Below are 17,143 nucleotides of genomic sequence, written 5' to 3'. Positions count from 1 at the left end.
GTTAGATAGTCATGACACAAAACACAGCACTGCGTCCGATCACACCGGAGTACGATCCTTGGGAAGCGTACATGGATGTCGACCAGTATGGAGATATGAAATTGACGAACGTTGAATTCACAACGACGACTTTGTGCAATATGAGATGCGAGCACTGCGCCGTCGGGTACACGCTCCAGCCGAAAGACCCGAATGCGCTGCCGATTGACCTTTTATTAAAGCGGCTTGATGAAATTCCTCTGTTGCGCTCTATCAGCATTACGGGCGGCGAACCGATGCTTTCGCTGAAATCGGTAAAGGAATACGTCGTCCCGCTTTTGAAATATGCGCATGAACGCGGCGTGCGCACACAGATCAATTCAAACCTGACGCTTGATATCGGGCGCTACGAACGGATTATTCCTTATTTGGACGTTCTTCACATTTCCCACAACTGGGGAACGGTCGAGGACTTTGCCGACATCGGATTTGCGATGATGGAGAAGAAACCGACATTTGAACAGCGGGCGCGCTATTTTGACAAAATGATTGAAAACAGCCGCACGCTGGTCGAAGCAGGCGTAATGGTTTCAGCGGAAACGATGCTGAACAAACGCACGCTGCCGCATATTGAACATATTCACCGGCAGATTACGGAAGAAATGAAATGCCAGCGGCACGAAGTCCATCCGATGTATCCGAGTGATTTCGCCAGCGCGCTTGAATCACTCAGCCTGAAGGACATGAGACAGGCCATTCATCATCTGCTCGACATTCGCGATGAAGAGACATGGATGCTGTTCGGCACGCTCCCGTTTTACGCATGCAGCCCTGATGAAGAAGACCAGAAGCTCCTCCGCCGCCTGCGGGAAGCGAAAAACGTTACGGTGCGAAACGACCCTGACGGCCGCTCCCGCCTGAATGTCAACATTTTTGACGGAAATATCATTGTCACGGATTTCGGCGATACACCGCCGCTCGGCAATATTAAAACAGACAGCCTTCCCGATGCATATGACAAGTGGAGACAGACGAAGCTGAGCAAAGAGCTGAACTGCCGCTGCACAAACGTCCGGTGCCTCGGACCGAACGTCCTTGTCAAAAACAGTTATTATCAGGACACGGATTTTTCATTACGAAAAGCCAGAGGTTAACAGAAGATGGAAACGACAATTACGGATATTTTGAAAAGCAAAGTGGTTGAGATCATCATCGTCGCTCTCGTGCTTTACGCCGGTGTTTTTCTGATCAACCGCTTTGTCCAGGTGTTATTTAAACGCATAGATTTCTTGGAGGAACGGAAAGGGAAAACGATTGAAAGCCTCGTCCGATCCATCACCCAGTATACGGCGACGATCGGTTTTATCTTTTACGTCATTTCGTTATTCGTTCATGATTTCGGCCGAATTTTAGCCGGGGCGGGTGTTGCCGGTATCGTCATCGGTTTCGGCGCCCAGTCGTTAATCAAGGACATATTGGCCGGTGTCTTTTTGATATACGAACGCCAGCTTCATAAAGGCGATTACGTGACGATTAACAATCTGTTCAACGGCACAGTCGAAGAAATCGGGCTCCGTTCCCTTCAGATCCGTGAGTGGACCGGCAAGCTGCTTACCATTTCAAACGGTGAGGTCAGACAGCTTCAAAACTATAACATTGATTTTATGCGGATTACCGAGTCCGTCGTGATCAGTTATAAAGAAGATCCCGAGCGGGTATATGCCGTCTTAGAAAAAGCTTGCGACATGCTCAATGATGAGCTTCGCGATTCACTGAAGCGAGATGAATTTCTCAATGCGACGGAGCCGTTTCAAGTTCATGGAATCATGAGCCTGAACAAATTGACGAGAGGCATAGAATTTACCGTCAAAGGCATGGTTCAAGATAAAGAATACTTCTCGGCAAGCCTTGCGGTGAGACGCGTTCTTGCCCGGGAGCTGTACAACAACAATGTGCAATTGCTTGAGGAAATGTATCACACACAAAAAAGCTGATTCCCGAACCGGAATCAGCTTTTTTTAGTTATCTCGGCTGCGCTGTCATTTGAAAACCGAATGTGACGTGATCCTGAACCGGAATCCAAGCCCCGATTCCTTGCGAAGTCACATTTTTGACGACAAGTTTCCGCTTGCTGCCTTTCAGCACCAAATACACTTCACCGTATGTTACTTTTCCTTTTTCATTAACGGCCGGAGCGTAGGCGTGCAGGTAGCCGAGCCGCTGCGGAGAAATTTTGTAGGTTTGATCGCGTTTTGTGCCTGCGCCGATAACCGTTTCAAAAGCGAGCGGCAGTTTTGTTTTCTTCATCGCTTTTTGCATCATCATACTTTTTACGTCTTCTGCGTTCGGCACCTTCGCTGTGAGCCCGCCTTTGATTTTGTATTGCTGTTCTTGGGCGTATGAGATAATCGCGGTTTGCTGTCCGCCCCGGTTATCCGCTCTGTTCGTATTGATTTTTTTATATTCCCAGTTGGCGACCGTTTCGTTCGATTGATAGCCGAGCGCCCATTTCCCGAGAAATATTGTCGCCCGATATCCGATGGCAAGCGGTGAACCGGAAACCGAGGATTCATTCAGCATCTTTATCAGATGCGGATTTTCGATATTGATCTCGGATGTATCTAACAATTCCTTTGCCAGTTTGCTCGGCTGAAGCATCGGCTGGTCCTGTGAAGCATTCGGATACGTATTTTCCTTTGAAATGCTTACGACAGAGTTGGGAACCTTAAACGGTTTCTTTGCACCGGCAGACGGCATTGCGAAAAAACTAAAGGATAACAGCAGAATCAATGTGGCATGAAACAGCTTTCTCATCATATCACTCTTTCTATAGCATTTTCCTTTAGTCTTTTCCTACGCAATCGTTGTTATCCGCATTTTTTACAGGTTAAAGCAGGAAAAAACCGATCGCCATGATGACATAAGCGGCAAGGAGCGTAGCCCCTTCAAACCAGTTCGAATCGCCGTCATTTGAAATCATCGTCATCAAAAGGACGGATGATATCATCGCCACAAGCTCGGGCAATGTGAATACAAGCGGCATATTGACCGGAAAAAAGATAGAACAGATCACAAGAACCGGGGCTACAAACATGGCGATCTGCAAAGTCGAACCTACCGCGATTTCAACGGCGACATCCATCTTGTCTTTGTACGCCATAATAATCGCTGACGCATGCTCTGCGGCATTTCCGACAATTGCGACGATAATCACCCCGATAAACAGCTCGCTCCAGCCGAACTGTTCAGCCACCGCATGAAACGTATGGACAAGGTTTTCAGATATGTAGGCGACAATAATAGTTGAAATAAATAAGACGGCCGTCGCTCTTTTCCCTGACCACTCAGGCTGCTCCTCTTCTTTCTTTGCCTCCGGCTGATTCGGCTGATAAACACCGCGGTGGGTGACGAGCTTGAAATAAAGAGCCGCCACGTACAAAAGGATCATGATAATGCTGATGCCGACACTCAAATTTAGCTTGCTTTTCTCCCCCATATCCATGGAAAACACTTCGGGAATGACAAAAGCTACGATAATGGCAAAAATCAGCAGGCCTGAATTATGCCGTGCATCATGAATATTGAATTCCTGCCGCTTATATTTCAAACCGCCGATAAAAAACGACAGTCCCGCGACGAGCAAAAGATTGCCGAGCACCGAACCGGTCAGTGAAGCAAGAACGATGCCCGTCAGCCCTTCTTTTAGGGCAAAAAGCGATATAATCAGCTCTACCGCATTGCCGAACGTGGCATTCAGCAGACCGCCGATCCGCGGTCCCGCGATAATGGCAAGAGATTCAGTCGCTCTCCCCATATAACTTGCAAGCGCAATAATCGTCAAGCAATAAATAATAAACAAAACCGCTGACGGCCAGTGCATCAGGCCGCCGATGACTGAAAGCGGAACTCCCGCCGCAGCCGTAAAGAAAAAAATCCGATTCATATCTGCCTGGCTCCTTTTTTCGAATAAGTCTTTTTATATCCTTCTCAAAAACTCCCTCAATTACACTTCCTCGGCAGCCCGAATTGGCATTTTCAGGTTGCCGGACGCGGAAAATCCGTGTACGATCAAGAAAGATACTGAAGAAGGAGAAATACGCGATGTCACGACTGTACTTCTTTATTTTGGTTCTGCTTGTTTCCATCTCCGGATTTTCCCAAGGCATGCTTCTGCCGGTGATCTCCGTCATTTTTGAAACGAACGGAGAATCCGCAGCCATAAACGGACTTCACGCAACCGGCCTTTATATCGGCGTGCTTCTGGCGTCGCCGTTTATGGAGGCCCCGCTGCGCAAGCTCGGATTCAAACCTCTGATGGTCATGGGCGGATTTCTTGTTATCATCAGCTTATTCAGTTTTATTTGGCTTCAATCCATATGGTTGTGGTTTTTTCTTCGGCTGCTTATCGGAATCGGGGATCATATGCTGCATTTTTCAACCCAAACGTGGGTGACTTCCAAGTCAACGCCCCGAAACAGAGGAAGAAACATTTCGCTGTACGGACTGTCCTTCGGGCTCGGATTCGCTGTCGGCCCTTTCATGGTCCCTCTTGTGAAAACAAGTCCGTCCCTTCCGTTTATCGTATCCGGCTGTATCAGTCTTTGTGCCTGGCTGTTTGTGTTTGCCTTACGTAACGAGTACCCGGCGCAAGGTCCGGATGAAACATCCGGGGACAACAGCGCAAAACGGTTTTACCGCGCCCTCCTTTTCGGCTGGGTCGCTTTTCTCCCGGCTTTCGGGTACGGTTTTTTAGAAACGGCGCTGAACGGAAGCTTTCCCGTGTACGCCCTTCGTTTAGGTATATCCGTTGATGCCGTAGCGCTGATATTGCCCGCTTTTGCCATCGGAAGTATTGTATTCCAGTTCCCTCTCGGTTTATTAAGCGATCGATTCGGGAGAAAACCTGTCCTGCTCGTCATCTTATTAACGGGTGCCCTTTGCTTTTTGACAGCCGGACTGTTTCCGTCGCCTTCTGTCATCGGCTGCTGCTTTTTCACGGCGGGAATGGCGGTCGGCAGTATGTTTTCCCTCGGCATCAGCTATATGAGCGACCTGCTGCCGTCCCATCTGCTGCCAGCGGGCAATCTGCTCTGCGGCATTTCCTTCAGCCTCGGCAGCATGATCGGCCCGGTGGCGGGCGGCTGGTATATGCAGCGGTTTGAAAGCGCCAACTTGTTTTACTTTATTACGGTGATTCTGGTCTGTATTTGGCTTGCGCTCGTCTTCGGAAAAACAAAGCACAGCCCCGCTTCCGAATCCCATTCTTTTCCGGTCTCATAAAAAAGCCGCCTGATCTGAGCCAGGCGGCTTCTTTCTAGTGGTATCCGTTCTGCCCGTTAGCGCTTCCGCTTGTTTTATTCTTCGGGCCGTTTTTTGAGTTTTGTTTATTATGGCTTCCGCCTTTTTTCGTATGCTTGGTCATAGCCGATTCCCTCCGTTTTTCAGCTTGAACGTCATCCGTTCCTCTATAGCTTGCTCCCGCGGTACGGATTTTCATCAGGAAGCTTTTTACGTTTATGTAAAAGCGCGTTGATTTCTCCTCCTAAAATCAGCAGGGTTCCCGTAAGGTAAAACCAGATCATCAGGACGATAATTCCCCCGATGCTCCCGTATGTGGCGCTGTAGTTGGCAAAGGTGCCGACGTAAAATGAGAACAGCATACTGACGATAATCCAGCCGGCTGCCGCGAACACGGCTCCCGGCAGCACAAAACGGAGGGAAAGCTTTTTATTCGGCGCGAAAATGTAAAGCGCGGTAAACACGATTAACAGGATAAGCGGACTGATACCCCAGCGGACAACCGACCACACCTGCAAAAACAGGCCGGAGGCGCCGATAAAATCCGCGGCCAGCATTCCGATTTCTCTGCCGAACACCGGCAGAAGCAATGCGATTAAAATCGTAACCACCATCGCAATGGTTAAAAAAATTGAGGTCAGGCGAATGATGATAAATGAGCGGTTTTCCTCGACTTCGTAGGCATGGTTAAATGCTCTGACAATCGCGTTCATACCATTCGAAGCCGACCAGATGACGGCGATAATCCCGAATGACAAAAGCCCGCCGCTGCGCTTGTTCAGCGTTTGCTCCGTTATGGATTTCACCATGGACATGGCGCTGTCGGGCGCGTATTGATCGACCGCCCCGAGCACGTCTTCTGCCGATATGGGAAGATAGGCGGTGAGCGTCAGCATGAAAATCATCAACGGAAACAATGACAGCAGGAAAAAATACGCCAGCTCCGCCGATTTACTTTGTCCTTCATGCAGAGAAAACCTTGCAAACAGCTCCTTTATAAAACTCATGACATCCCACCTCAATGATCGTTTTTCGAAAAATGCTCCTTCGTTTCTTTTAACAGGTCAATGACCTGCGGTGTCGTCTGCTTCAGCTTGGTGATCTGCCCGTTTAAAAAACTCAGATCTTCCGATACGGTATTGGCGAAGATTTTCACTTGATCCATTTTTGCGGAAGCCTGCTGCTTCAGGGCTTCAGGATGTTTTCGGTAAAATGCCGCACGCCGCCTGCACGCGTCCATGTTCCGGAAACATGCCTCTCTCGTCGGCTTATGTAATAAGGACAGTGCTCCGCCGGCGGCAGCGCCGATCAGAATCGCTTTTGCCATGATGCGTGTCTGCTTCATCGGTCAATCCCCCTTATAAATGATGGTCTTTCTTTATTATCTCCAGCAAATGACGGCACCCGGACTCGACCAAAGCGTACACCTCGCTGAAATTTCCGGTATAATACGGATCGGGCACGTCGGCAAGGTCCGACTCCGGTACATAATCAAGCAGCCTTGCAATACGCGGCGCCGCTTTTTTATAACCGGCCATGCTGCGCAAATGTCCGATATTTTCTGCATCCATCGCAATGACGTAATCAAAATCGGTCAGATCAGACTCACGGACCTGCCTCGCCGTGATGCCGCTTGCGCTGATCCCTTTCTTCTTCAGGATCTCCTTTGTCCCTTCATGCGGCGGATTTCCCGCATGCCAGGCGCCGATTCCCGCTGAATCAATGTTAATCTGCCCGTTCAGCCCGTTTTTCTTCACCATATCAGAAAATACCGCCTCTGCCATAGGCGACCGGCAAATATTTCCCAGACAGACAAACAGCACATGTATCATATCGATAACCTCCCTATTCTTTCCCCGCATTTTGAGGATCAAAAACCTTATCAACATCTTAGCAACTTTTCTGCGGCTGTGGAAATAAGCTTTTATTCTAAATGAATTCTGTTAGAATAAAGGGTACGAAAACGGTCATGAAAGGATGCATGAATTTGCCGAGCCAACAAACAGAAACGTTAAACAAAATGATTGAAGACATTTCGCAAAAGCTCAACATGCTCAATGTCGGCGTCATCAGAGCGGAAGATTTCAGTGATGAAAAAATAGAAGATCTTACATACCTTCATCAAATGGTCATGAAAAAAGCATCATTCAGCCCGAGTGAAATGCAGGCCATTGCCGAGGAGCTCGCTTCTCTCAGAAAATAAACCCATGTCAGACCTGCCGAAAAACGGCAGGTCTTTTCTTGATTTAAAAAAGTAAAAAATAAAAGTTCATCGGTTTGACACATATAAAAAGAAGGAGTATAGTAACTGTGAACTTGGTAGAACGATATACTAAAAGAGCGGGCCGCTTATCTTTTTTGTTTAGTATAACGATATACTCATTGTGATATCAGCGTTATTCAAGTTTGTCTATGCAATCGTTTTATCAAACCAGTTTTCAAAGAAAGGCAGTGGTTCAATAAAGGGGAATGGCGCTGTGCTTTTATCAATTAAAAAAATAATTTAATTCTTTATTAACCGCATTAGGGGATGTCATCATGAAAAACATATACACCAAAATGGCAGCAGGTCTTTATATTAACTATTTCCTGCTGGGCATGATCAATATTATTATCGCATCCAATATGGAGGCATTATCAAAACAGCTTCATACATCCGCAGCCGGGGTCAGCTATTTGGTCTCCGCCATCGGGATCGGGAAGCTGATTTCGCTTCTGTTTGCCGGGAAGCTTTCGGATACATTCGGGAGACGGCCGTTTATCGTGTCGGGCGCCTTTCTGTATCTGATTTTCCTAATCGGAATTCCGCTTTCGACAAACTATACGGCCGCGTTTATCTTCGCCATTTTCGCCGGGATCGCCAATTCCTTTTTGGATTCCGGGACATATCCGGCGCTTATTGAAGGATTTCCGAAAAACGCAAGCTCTGCAACCGTGTTAATCAAAGCGTTTGTATCCATCGGCGCGACGGTGCTTCCGTTTTTTATCGCGTTTATTGCGGACAGGCATTTGTTTTACGGCTGGACGTTTTTCGTACCGGGCATTATTTTCTTCCTGAACGGCTTTTTCCTGTTGAAAGTTCCGTTTCCGAATCATAAGCAAAAAGAAGACGGCGGCCGGACGGAAGCCTCTCCGTCTGATGACGCGTTCACATCACAGCCGTCGATATGGCGCGAAGGCCTCGCAATCATTCTGTTAGGCTTTTCATCAACGGCGCTGTTTATGCTCGTTCAAGTATGGCTTCCTAAGTTCGGGCAATCCGTTTTGGGCATGCCTGAGGTGCAGGCCGTCAAATTGTTGAGCTATTACAGCATTGGGGCGCTTGTGTCCGTGTTATTGCTGGCTGTGCTGTTAAACAGAGTGATTCAGCCGATTACGGTAATGGTGCTGTACCCTGTGATCGCGGCAATCGCGCTGCTTGCTCTGATTTTCATTCATCAGCCGGCCGTATCAGTCATCAGCTCCTTTGTCATCGGACTTTCAACTGCGGGCATTCTGCAATTGGCGATGACGGTTATGGCTGTTTTATTCCCTAAAAATAAAGGTACGATCACATCTTTTGTTAATATAGCATCAAGCTTATCTTTTATTGTCATTCCGCTTGTAACGGGAGCGATATCCAAAGCCGCCGGCCTGACGCCTGTTTTTCTGCTTGATATCGGAATTGCGGCCGTCAGCGCCCTTCTCGCATTGTTTATCGGAATCCGCTTTAAGCAAGTGATGAAAGCCTGACTATTTTTTAAGGGAGAGGATTTATCATGCAATCTATCACGATCAGAAATACGGTCATCGGCGAAGGGCTTCCGAAGATCATTGTGCCGCTGATGGCGGCCGGAGAGAAAGAACTGCTCGAAGAAATTGAAGCCGTCAACGGGCTTCGCCCGGATATCATTGAGTGGCGGGCGGATGTATACGAGCATGTTGACAGCCTGGACGCCGTAAAAGGCATGCTTGAAAAGCTGCGGAAAGCCGCAGGCGCAACACCGCTGCTTTTCACATTCAGAACCCATAAAGAAGGCGGAAATAAAGTTATTGATGACCGCTTTTACATTGAATTGCTTAAAACCGCCGTCGAAACAAAACATATTGACCTTGCAGACGTTGAGCTGTTTACGGGAGAAGCGGAAGTCAAATCAATTGTGAAAACCGCTGAAGACAACGGCGTATATGTCGTCATGTCCAATCATGATTTTCATCAGACACCGAAAAAAGAAGAAATCATTTCCCGGCTGCGGAACATGCAGGCGTATGGCGCGCACATTCCGAAAATCGCGGTGATGCCGCAAAGCACGGAAGATGTTTTCGTCTTATTGGATGCCACTCACACGATGAAAACACAATACGCGGACCGGCCGATCATCACGATGTCAATGGCGGGAACAGGCCTGATCAGCCGCCTGGCCGGCGAAGTCTTCGGCTCAGCGTGCACGTTCGGAGCGGGCAAAGAAGCATCAGCGCCCGGGCAGATTCCCGTTGAGGAATTGCGCAGCGTACTCAGCATTTTAAATAAACATATGTAATCAGCGTTTTTTGCCCTCAAAGCGGGATGAAAAACAAATGAATGGACTAACGGAGGAATACATCATGAAGAAAGAATTAGGACGGATTAACGGAAAAACTCAGCTTATCGGATTATTCGCGACACCGATCGGACACTCTTTATCTCCGGCGATGCACAACCTGGCGTTTAAAAAATTAGGATTGAACTACGCTTACCTCGCGTTTGAAGTCGGCAATGAACAGCTGGAAGATGTGGTAACGGGAATGCGTGCCTTAAACGTCAGAGGCTTCAATGTCTCGATGCCGAATAAGATGAACATTCTCCCTTATCTCGATGAACTCGCGGATTCAGCGAAATTCACCGGCGCGGTAAATACAGTCGTTAATGAAAACGGCAGACTGATCGGACACTCCACTGACGGTATGGGATACGTCCGCAACTTAAAAGAACACGGCATCGATATCACAGGGAAAAAAATGACGCTGGCCGGTTCCGGCGGGGCCGCCACTCCGATAGCGATTCAATCCGCATTGGAAGGCCTCGGAGAAATCTCTATTTTCGCCCGCAATGACGCGTTTTTCGAAAAAGCGGAAGAAAATGTCCGCATCATCAATGAAGAAATGAAGGGATCTTCTTGTAAAGCGAAAGTCTTCCCGCTCGAAGATCAAGATGCGCTGCGTGCTGAAATCGCTTCAAGCGATATTTTCACAAACGGAACAGGTGTCGGCATGAAACCGCTTGAAGGCTTGAGCGTTATTGAAGATACATCCATGCTCCGTCCGGATTTGATTGTGACAGACGTCGTTTACAACCCCGTTACGTCAAAATTGCTTGAACAAGCTCAAGCGGCCGGATGCAAAACCATTAACGGTCTCGGCATGATGCTTTGGCAGGGCGCCATGGCGTTTAAATATTGGACAGGCCGTGAAATGCCGGTTCAGTATATTAAAGAGCAAATGTTTGAATAACCTATTGTGACAGAAGCGCCGAAGGACAATCCGTCTTCCGGCGCTTTATCTTTTTCCCCCTCCTCTCTCTTTCTTCTCATGCGCCAAAACGCTTATAATGGATGTAACGAATAAAAACCAAGTGAGGAATGCGACGTATGAAACAGCAAAAAAAACGCCGGGTGACATTGCAGCAGGTCGCCGAACATGCCGGCGTCTCAACATCCACCGCTTCATTAATTGTCCGCAATAATCCCCGAATTTCCGAAGCGACCCGTGAGAAAGTGCTGCAATCCATGCGGGAGCTGGGATACGTATATGATCGGGTCGCCGCGAATTTACGATCACAGACGTCCACAACGGTAGGATTGATTATCACTGACATTTCCAATACATTTTTCTCAGAGTTTCTGATCGGCGTTCAGAATACGCTTGAGGAAGTCGGATTAACGGTGCTGTTAGGCACGACATTTGATTCCGTCGCCAAGCAGGAGCAGCTGATTTCGACCATGCTGGAGCACAGGGTCGGCGGATTGATTTTGTGTCCGGTTTCAGGTGCGGCTGAGGAAACCCTTTCCCGCCTTGAGCAGCTTGACATTCCGGTCGTGCTCGCCGTCAGGGAGATTGCCGATGCAGACTGTGATTTTGTCGGAGCCGATTATGAAGAAGGCACTTATAAGGCAGTGCGTCATTTCATTGAGAAAGGCCATCAGGAGATTGCGTTTCTGGGCGGCGTGAAGCACTCATCAACATGGACGAAGCGTATGAAAGGGTTTAAAAAAGCGCTCCGTGAAGCGGATCTGGAAGTGAAAAATGAATATGTCATTGACAGCGCGCCGACCCGCGAAGCAGGCTGTGAGGCCGTGTCGGAGCTCCTCCGCCGGTCTGAGCGCCCGACCGCGATTTTCTGCTTTAGTGATTTGGTCGCGTTCGGCGTCATGCAAGGGATCAGAAAAGCCGGGCTCGTTCCGGGCGAAGATATTGACATTGTCGGCTTTGATAACGTGCCGGAAGCTGAAATTTCTTATCCCCCGCTTACAACCGTTTCTTCCTTTCCGCGGCAGTCGGGAAAAGAAGCGGCTCAATTGCTGCATCATAAAATCACCAATTCCCAGCACAAAAAACAACGCATTATTCTGGCGCCTGAGCTGGTCATCCGGGAATCTTCACAAAAAAAGCGGAACGCCTGATACGGCGCTCCGCTTTTATATTACGCAAGCAGTTTTAATGATTCGCGGTTGAATGCCGGAATGTCATCCGGTGTGCGGCTTGTGACCAGCTGGTTCTGGCAGACGACGACTTCTTCATCCACCACATTCGCGCCCGCGTTTTCCATGTCGATTCGGATTGAAGTAAATCCTGTCGCTTTGCGCCCGTCCAATGCTTTCGCGTTGATGAGAAGCTGAGGGCCGTGACAGATGGCGAACACCGGTTTTTCATCATCCATAAATGCTTTGGCAAATTGGACGAAACGGTCATCCGCACGCAGCATGTCAGGTGAGAATCCGCCCGGGATCAGCAATGCGTCAAAGTCTTTCGGATTCACATCATCGATGGACGCGTCCACTTTCACTTCCGCTTCCCCTTGTTTGCCTTTGACTGTTTTTCCTTTTTCCTGTTCAATTATGGTTAATTCATGACCCGCATCTTTAAAAGCTTTCGCAGGTTCAGTATACTCGACATCCTCAAAGTAATCCGTTAATACAACTGCAATTTTTTTACCCATAGTTACTACCTCCTGCTTGATGAAGTCTACATAAATCCATGTACCCCAGCCACACTAACATCAAACATAGGTAACGCGTTTACCGCCCGCCTGTTTTACATAGGTCATTATCCTCATTTTTTATCTTTTTACAAGAATCATCATGAAATCTATATAAACTTTCACAAAATATTCTTACAATGGTACTGCATGATAAAATTTGTTGAAAGGTGGAGAACAGGTGAGAATACAGAAAAGACGATGCAGCGTCAATATGACACTCCGTATTCTGCTGCCCCTAGTTATGATACTTAGTCTAATCCTCCCAACATCACCCATTAAAGCAGAAGAAAACAAATCCTCCAGTGTGAATCTCAGCATTTTAGCCACAACTGACGTTCACGCTAACATGATGGACTACGATTACTACAGCGACAAACCGACAACGGAATTCGGGCTGGCCCGAACGGCTCAGCTTATTGAGAAGCACAGGCGCGAAAACCCGAATACGCTGCTTGTCGATAACGGAGACCTGATTCAGGGCAATCCCCTCGGAGAATACGCCGTAAAATATGAGAAAAATGATATCATTTCAGGCGCAAAGACCCATCCGATCATTGAAGTGATGAACAGTCTGCATTATGACGCAGGAACACTCGGCAATCATGAATTTAATTACGGGCTTGAATTCCTGGACGGGACAATCAAAGGCGCTGATTATCCGATCGTTAACGCCAATGTGAAAACAGTAAGCGGCGAAAACCGTTATACGCCTTATGTCATAAAAGACAAAACCGTCACGGATGAAAACGGCGGCAAGCATCAGCTAAAAGTCGGCTATATCGGCTTTGTTCCTCCCCAGATCATGACGTGGGATAAGAAAAATCTCGAAGGCCGCGTTCAGGTCGAGGACATTGTGGAATCCGCAAAGAAAACCGTTCCGAAAATGAAAGCTGAAGGAGCCGATATCGTCATCGCCCTCGCCCACAGCGGCATCGAAAAAAAAGCGCAGTCTTCCGGAGCGGAAAATGCCGTTTTTGATCTGGCAACGAAAGTCAGCGGAATTGATGCGATCGTATCGGGCCATCAGCACGGTCTTTTCCCTGATGCCGAATACAAAGGCGCTGATCAATTCGACGTCGATAAAGGCACGATTAACGGCATCCCCGTTGTTATGTCAAGCAGCTGGGGCAAATATGCGGGCGTCATCGACCTCCGGCTTGAAAAAACAGACAGCGCGTGGCATGTGGAAGATGCAAAAGGCAGCATCGAGCCGATTGCCGGCAATGTGAATTCGGAAAACGAAACCGTCGTCAATACCGTCAAAAAAGCGCACGAAGGCACTTTGAAATACATCAGAGAACCCGTCGGCCAGACAAAAGCCGATATCAACAGTTTCTTCGCCCAAGTCAAAGATGATCCGTCCATTCAAATCGTAACGGATGCGCAAAAATGGTACGCCGAAAATAAGATGAAGGATACGGAGTACAAAGATCTGCCTATCCTCTCGGCGGGCGCCCCGTTTAAAGCCGGCGGGCGGAACGGCTCAAACTACTATACAAACATTTCCGCTGGCGACCTCGCCATCAAAAACATCGGCGATTTGTACCTGTATGACAACACGGTTCAGATCGTCAAGCTGAACGGAAGCGAAGTGAAAGACTGGCTCGAAATGTCCGCGGGGCAATTTAATCAGATCGATCAGGCAAAAGGCGGCAGCCAAGCGCTTTTAAATGACGCCTACCGCTCATACAATTTTGATGTCATTGACGGTGTCACCTATCAGGTCGATGTCACAAAACCGGCGAAATACAACGAAAACGGAACAGTTATTCATCCCGATGCAAGCCGGATCGTCAACCTTTCTTATCAAGGAAAGCCCGTCAGCGCCAAGCAGGAATTTCTGATCGTCACAAATAATTACCGCGCTTCAGGCGGCGGAGGGTTCCCTCACTTAAGCAATGATAAAATCGTATACTCTTCTGCCGATGAGAACAGGCAGGTCTTAATGGATTACATCATCCAGCAGAAAACGATTAATCCGCAGGCTGATCATAACTGGTCCATCCTTCCGGTCAAAGGGACAAATCTGACATTTGAATCTTCCTTGGCCGCAAAGCCGTTTGCCGACCGCGCAGATGACGTCGCCTATATCGGTGAATCACAAAACGCGGGCTACGGACAGTACAAGCTCCAATTCAAAGATGATGAACCGGGCACAGATCCGCCGAAAGATGACGCATGGAAACTCACCGTTATGCATACTAATGACACGCACGCCCACCTTGATAACGCGGCGAGGCGGATGACGAAAATCAAAGAAATCAGAAGCGAAACCGACCGCAGCATTTTGCTGGATGCGGGAGACGTTTTCTCAGGCGATCTCTATTTCACAAAGTGGCAGGGGCTGGCTGATTTAAAATTGATGAACAGCATGGGCTATGACGCAATGACCTTCGGAAATCATGAGTTTGATAAAGGTCCGGGTGCTCTCGCCAGCTTCCTGAGCGGTAACGGGAGCGCGTCTGACCCATCCGGGAAATACAATTTTCAAGCGCCTGACTTTCCGCTCGTCAGCTCAAATGTCGATGTGTCCAAAGAGTCAAAACTCAGACCATTCATGAAAAAAGCAGACACATTTACGGCAGGGAAAAAGAAAAAAGCAGGCATCTATCCATATATTCTGCTTGATGTAAACGGAGAAAAAGTCGCCGTGTTCGGCTTGACGACAGAAGATACGTCCGTCACATCAAGCCCGGGAAAAAGCATTGTCTTTCATGATGCCTTCCAATCCGCACAAGATACGGTAAAAGAAATACAGAACAAGGAACATGTCAATAAAATTATCGCCCTGACCCATATCGGGCATCAGCGTGATCTCGATCTCGCCAAAAAGGTAAAAGGCATCGACTTAATCGTCGGCGGACATACGCATACGCTTGTAGATAAAATGGAAATTGTCAAAAACGAAGAGCCGACCATCGTCGCCCAGGCAAAAGAATACGGCGAATATTTAGGCCGTGTCGATGTCGCATTTGACAAAAACGGCGTCGTCCTGCCGGAACAATCCTCTCTTCAAGCGCTGCCGGTGAATGAGCAGACGAAAGAAGACCCGGATCTGAAAAAAGAGCTTGATCCGTTTAAAAAAGAGCTCGTCTCAGTTAAAAATGAAAAAGTCGGTTCAACGAAGGTCGCACTTGACGGCCAGCGCGAGCATGTCCGCTCCAAAGAAACCAATCTCGGAAACTTCATCGCGGACGGCATGCTGCAAAAAGCGAAGGAAGCGGCCGGCGCCCAAATCGCGATCACAAACGGGGGCGGCATCCGCGCGGGCATTGATAAAGGAGACATCACACTCGGCGACGTGCTGAATGTAATGCCGTTCGGCAACACGCTTTACGTCGCGGATTTAACCGGAAAACAGATCAAACAAGCCCTGGAACAAGGGTTAAGCGGAATTGAGGCTCAAGGCGGCGCCTTCCCTCAAGTTGCCGGTTTAACATACACGTTTACACTGAATAAAAAGCCGGGACACCGTGTTCTTCAAGCTTCGGCCGTACAGGATGACGGCAGTGTAAAGCCGATTTCTGATAAGAAGACATACAGAGTCGCCACCAGTAACTTTGTCGGTGAAGGCGGAGACGGATATTCCGTCTTTAACGAAGCGTCCCATAAAGAAGACCTTGGCTTTGCCGACTATGAGGTCTTCGTTGAGCAGCTTGAAAAAGCGGGAAAAGCGGTGGGACCGAAAGTTGACGGCCGCGCGCAGGAAGTGTACCTGCCGACGAGACAAAAAAACGGTTCGTGGACGCTTGAAGATGACAGCGCATTTGCCGTCTATGCAAAAAACGCCAACACGCCGATCGTGTATTATGATAAGAATGACGGCGCCAAAAAGCCGATTGATCTCAGCGTGACCAAAAAACAAATCGGCCTGTTAAAGGACAGAACATCGGATTCTTCCCTTACGATCCTGCATGACAAGTTCAGCATGAAAATGCCGATGGCAAACGCTGCTTCAGCTGATACACGATTCGGTGTGACGCCGAAAGGAAAAGTTAGCGGGGCGCTTTCAAATGTATACGACTTTACAATGAAGCAGAAAAACAAAGACATCAAAACATTCAAAGCGCCGGTAAAGCTCACCCTGCGCATTGAGAATATGAAAAAGGCGAAACAGCCCGGCATTTATCATGTAGACCGGAAAAAGAACGTCTATACAAAAACAAACAACGGTTCGGTTTCACACGATCTCGTCACGGGCTATACAAATCATTTCAGTGAATACACCATATTAAACGCAAACACGAAGAGCGCGCCGCCGACAAGCGGAGATCACGGCTCCGGAAAGCAGCCAAGCGGACAAAAACCGTCATCCGGCCCTGCGCAGGACGGAGTATCGCCGGGCGGCCTGCTTCCTGATACGGCCACAACGATGTATTCCATCCTTCTTGCCGGGTTACTCATCAGCGCGCTCGGAACGGCACTGTATCTGTATCAAAGAAGAAAAGCAAAAAAAGTGAACGAAGCATAAAAAGACCGCTTTTATCAGGCGGTTCATCCCAAAAGCTCTCCTGATCTGATATCAGGAGAGCTTTTTCTGCCGGTCCCCCCTCTGAGTCGACAGCCGTATGGCCGAGTGATAAAATATGAACGTTATTCGCGAAAGACTGCATCCGCATCGTTTAACACTTCACGGCGGGGCCTCTCTTT

General features: G+C 48.3%; 15 protein-coding genes. 9 read left to right on the top strand and 6 right to left on the bottom strand.

Annotation, left to right across the window (positions count from 1 at the left end):
* The first annotated feature begins 11 nt into the window (after positions 1-11).
* Complete coding sequence (gene yfkAB, locus ACWJJ5_RS16875; RefSeq protein WP_017419119.1) at positions 12-1,133, top strand: radical SAM/CxCxxxxC motif protein YfkAB; 1,122 nt, start codon at positions 12-14, stop codon at positions 1,131-1,133.
* Positions 1,134-1,139: 6 nt separating this feature from the next.
* Positions 1,140-1,973: a mechanosensitive ion channel family protein gene (locus tag ACWJJ5_RS16870; RefSeq protein ID WP_015388541.1), complete on the top strand. Its 834-nt coding sequence runs from the start codon at positions 1,140-1,142 to the stop codon at positions 1,971-1,973.
* Positions 1,974-2,001: 28 nt separating this feature from the next.
* Here ACWJJ5_RS16870 and ACWJJ5_RS16865 read toward each other — a convergent pair whose 3' ends face one another.
* Entirely contained in the window at positions 2,002-2,796 is a 795-nt protein-coding gene (locus ACWJJ5_RS16865; RefSeq protein ID WP_117363985.1) for a YfkD famly protein, read from the bottom strand.
* Between the two features lie 70 nt (positions 2,797-2,866).
* Entirely contained in the window at positions 2,867-3,922 is a 1,056-nt protein-coding gene (gene cax, locus ACWJJ5_RS16860; RefSeq protein WP_070081505.1) for a calcium/proton exchanger, read from the bottom strand.
* 158 nt (positions 3,923-4,080) lie between these two features.
* On the opposite strand from cax, the gene ACWJJ5_RS16855 reads away from it, so the two are divergent.
* On the top strand, positions 4,081-5,259 hold the full coding sequence (locus ACWJJ5_RS16855) for an MFS transporter (RefSeq protein WP_073981958.1): 1,179 nt from the start codon (positions 4,081-4,083) through the stop codon (positions 5,257-5,259).
* A gap of 185 nt (positions 5,260-5,444) precedes the next feature.
* Here the strand turns inward: ACWJJ5_RS16855 and ACWJJ5_RS16850 are convergent, their stop codons facing one another.
* From ACWJJ5_RS16850 to ACWJJ5_RS16840, 3 genes are read right to left on the bottom strand one after another with little or no spacing between them, the layout of a single operon-like run.
* Complete coding sequence (locus ACWJJ5_RS16850; RefSeq protein ID WP_033574984.1) at positions 5,445-6,284, bottom strand: YihY family inner membrane protein; 840 nt, start codon at positions 6,282-6,284, stop codon at positions 5,445-5,447.
* Positions 6,285-6,295: 11 nt separating this feature from the next.
* Positions 6,296-6,622 carry a hypothetical protein gene (locus tag ACWJJ5_RS16845; RefSeq protein WP_021493870.1) on the bottom strand — a complete coding sequence of 109 codons (327 nt, stop codon included), beginning with the start codon at positions 6,620-6,622 and terminating at the stop codon, positions 6,296-6,298.
* A 13-nt stretch (positions 6,623-6,635) separates the two neighbouring features.
* On the bottom strand, positions 6,636-7,109 hold the full coding sequence (locus tag ACWJJ5_RS16840) for a low molecular weight protein-tyrosine-phosphatase (protein ID WP_003155569.1): 474 nt from the start codon (positions 7,107-7,109) through the stop codon (positions 6,636-6,638).
* Positions 7,110-7,264: 155 nt separating this feature from the next.
* On the opposite strand from ACWJJ5_RS16840, the gene ACWJJ5_RS16835 reads away from it, so the two are divergent.
* From ACWJJ5_RS16835 to ACWJJ5_RS16815, 5 genes are all read left to right on the top strand, one after another.
* Positions 7,265-7,480 (top strand): DUF1128 domain-containing protein, encoded by a 216-nt coding sequence (locus ACWJJ5_RS16835; protein WP_003155571.1) that lies wholly within the window; start codon positions 7,265-7,267, stop codon positions 7,478-7,480.
* Positions 7,481-7,815: 335 nt separating this feature from the next.
* Entirely contained in the window at positions 7,816-9,009 is a 1,194-nt protein-coding gene (locus tag ACWJJ5_RS16830) for an MFS transporter (protein ID WP_003155573.1), read from the top strand.
* A 26-nt stretch (positions 9,010-9,035) separates the two neighbouring features.
* Positions 9,036-9,797, top strand: a complete 762-nt coding sequence (gene aroD, locus ACWJJ5_RS16825; RefSeq protein ID WP_454022567.1) for a type I 3-dehydroquinate dehydratase — start codon at positions 9,036-9,038, stop codon at positions 9,795-9,797.
* A gap of 64 nt (positions 9,798-9,861) precedes the next feature.
* Positions 9,862-10,746, top strand: a complete 885-nt coding sequence (locus tag ACWJJ5_RS16820) for a shikimate dehydrogenase (protein WP_454022566.1) — start codon at positions 9,862-9,864, stop codon at positions 10,744-10,746.
* A 137-nt stretch (positions 10,747-10,883) separates the two neighbouring features.
* Complete coding sequence (locus ACWJJ5_RS16815) at positions 10,884-11,915, top strand: LacI family DNA-binding transcriptional regulator (protein ID WP_454022565.1); 1,032 nt, start codon at positions 10,884-10,886, stop codon at positions 11,913-11,915.
* 20 nt (positions 11,916-11,935) lie between these two features.
* Here ACWJJ5_RS16815 and ACWJJ5_RS16810 read toward each other — a convergent pair whose 3' ends face one another.
* Positions 11,936-12,451 carry a type 1 glutamine amidotransferase domain-containing protein gene (locus ACWJJ5_RS16810; RefSeq protein WP_454022564.1) on the bottom strand — a complete coding sequence of 172 codons (516 nt, stop codon included), beginning with the start codon at positions 12,449-12,451 and terminating at the stop codon, positions 11,936-11,938.
* A 220-nt stretch (positions 12,452-12,671) separates the two neighbouring features.
* Between ACWJJ5_RS16810 and ACWJJ5_RS16805 the strand changes: the two genes are divergently transcribed.
* A complete protein-coding gene (locus ACWJJ5_RS16805) occupies positions 12,672-16,964 on the top strand; it encodes a multifunctional 2',3'-cyclic-nucleotide 2'-phosphodiesterase/3'-nucleotidase/5'-nucleotidase (RefSeq protein WP_454022563.1) in 4,293 nt (1,430 codons plus the stop codon).
* Positions 16,965-17,143: the final 179 nt, after the last annotated feature.

The sequence above is a fragment of the Bacillus sp. JK74 genome (assembly GCF_053663395.1).
Note: the sequence above shows the minus strand (reverse complement) of the source record. Positions and strands in the feature narration are given on the sequence as shown.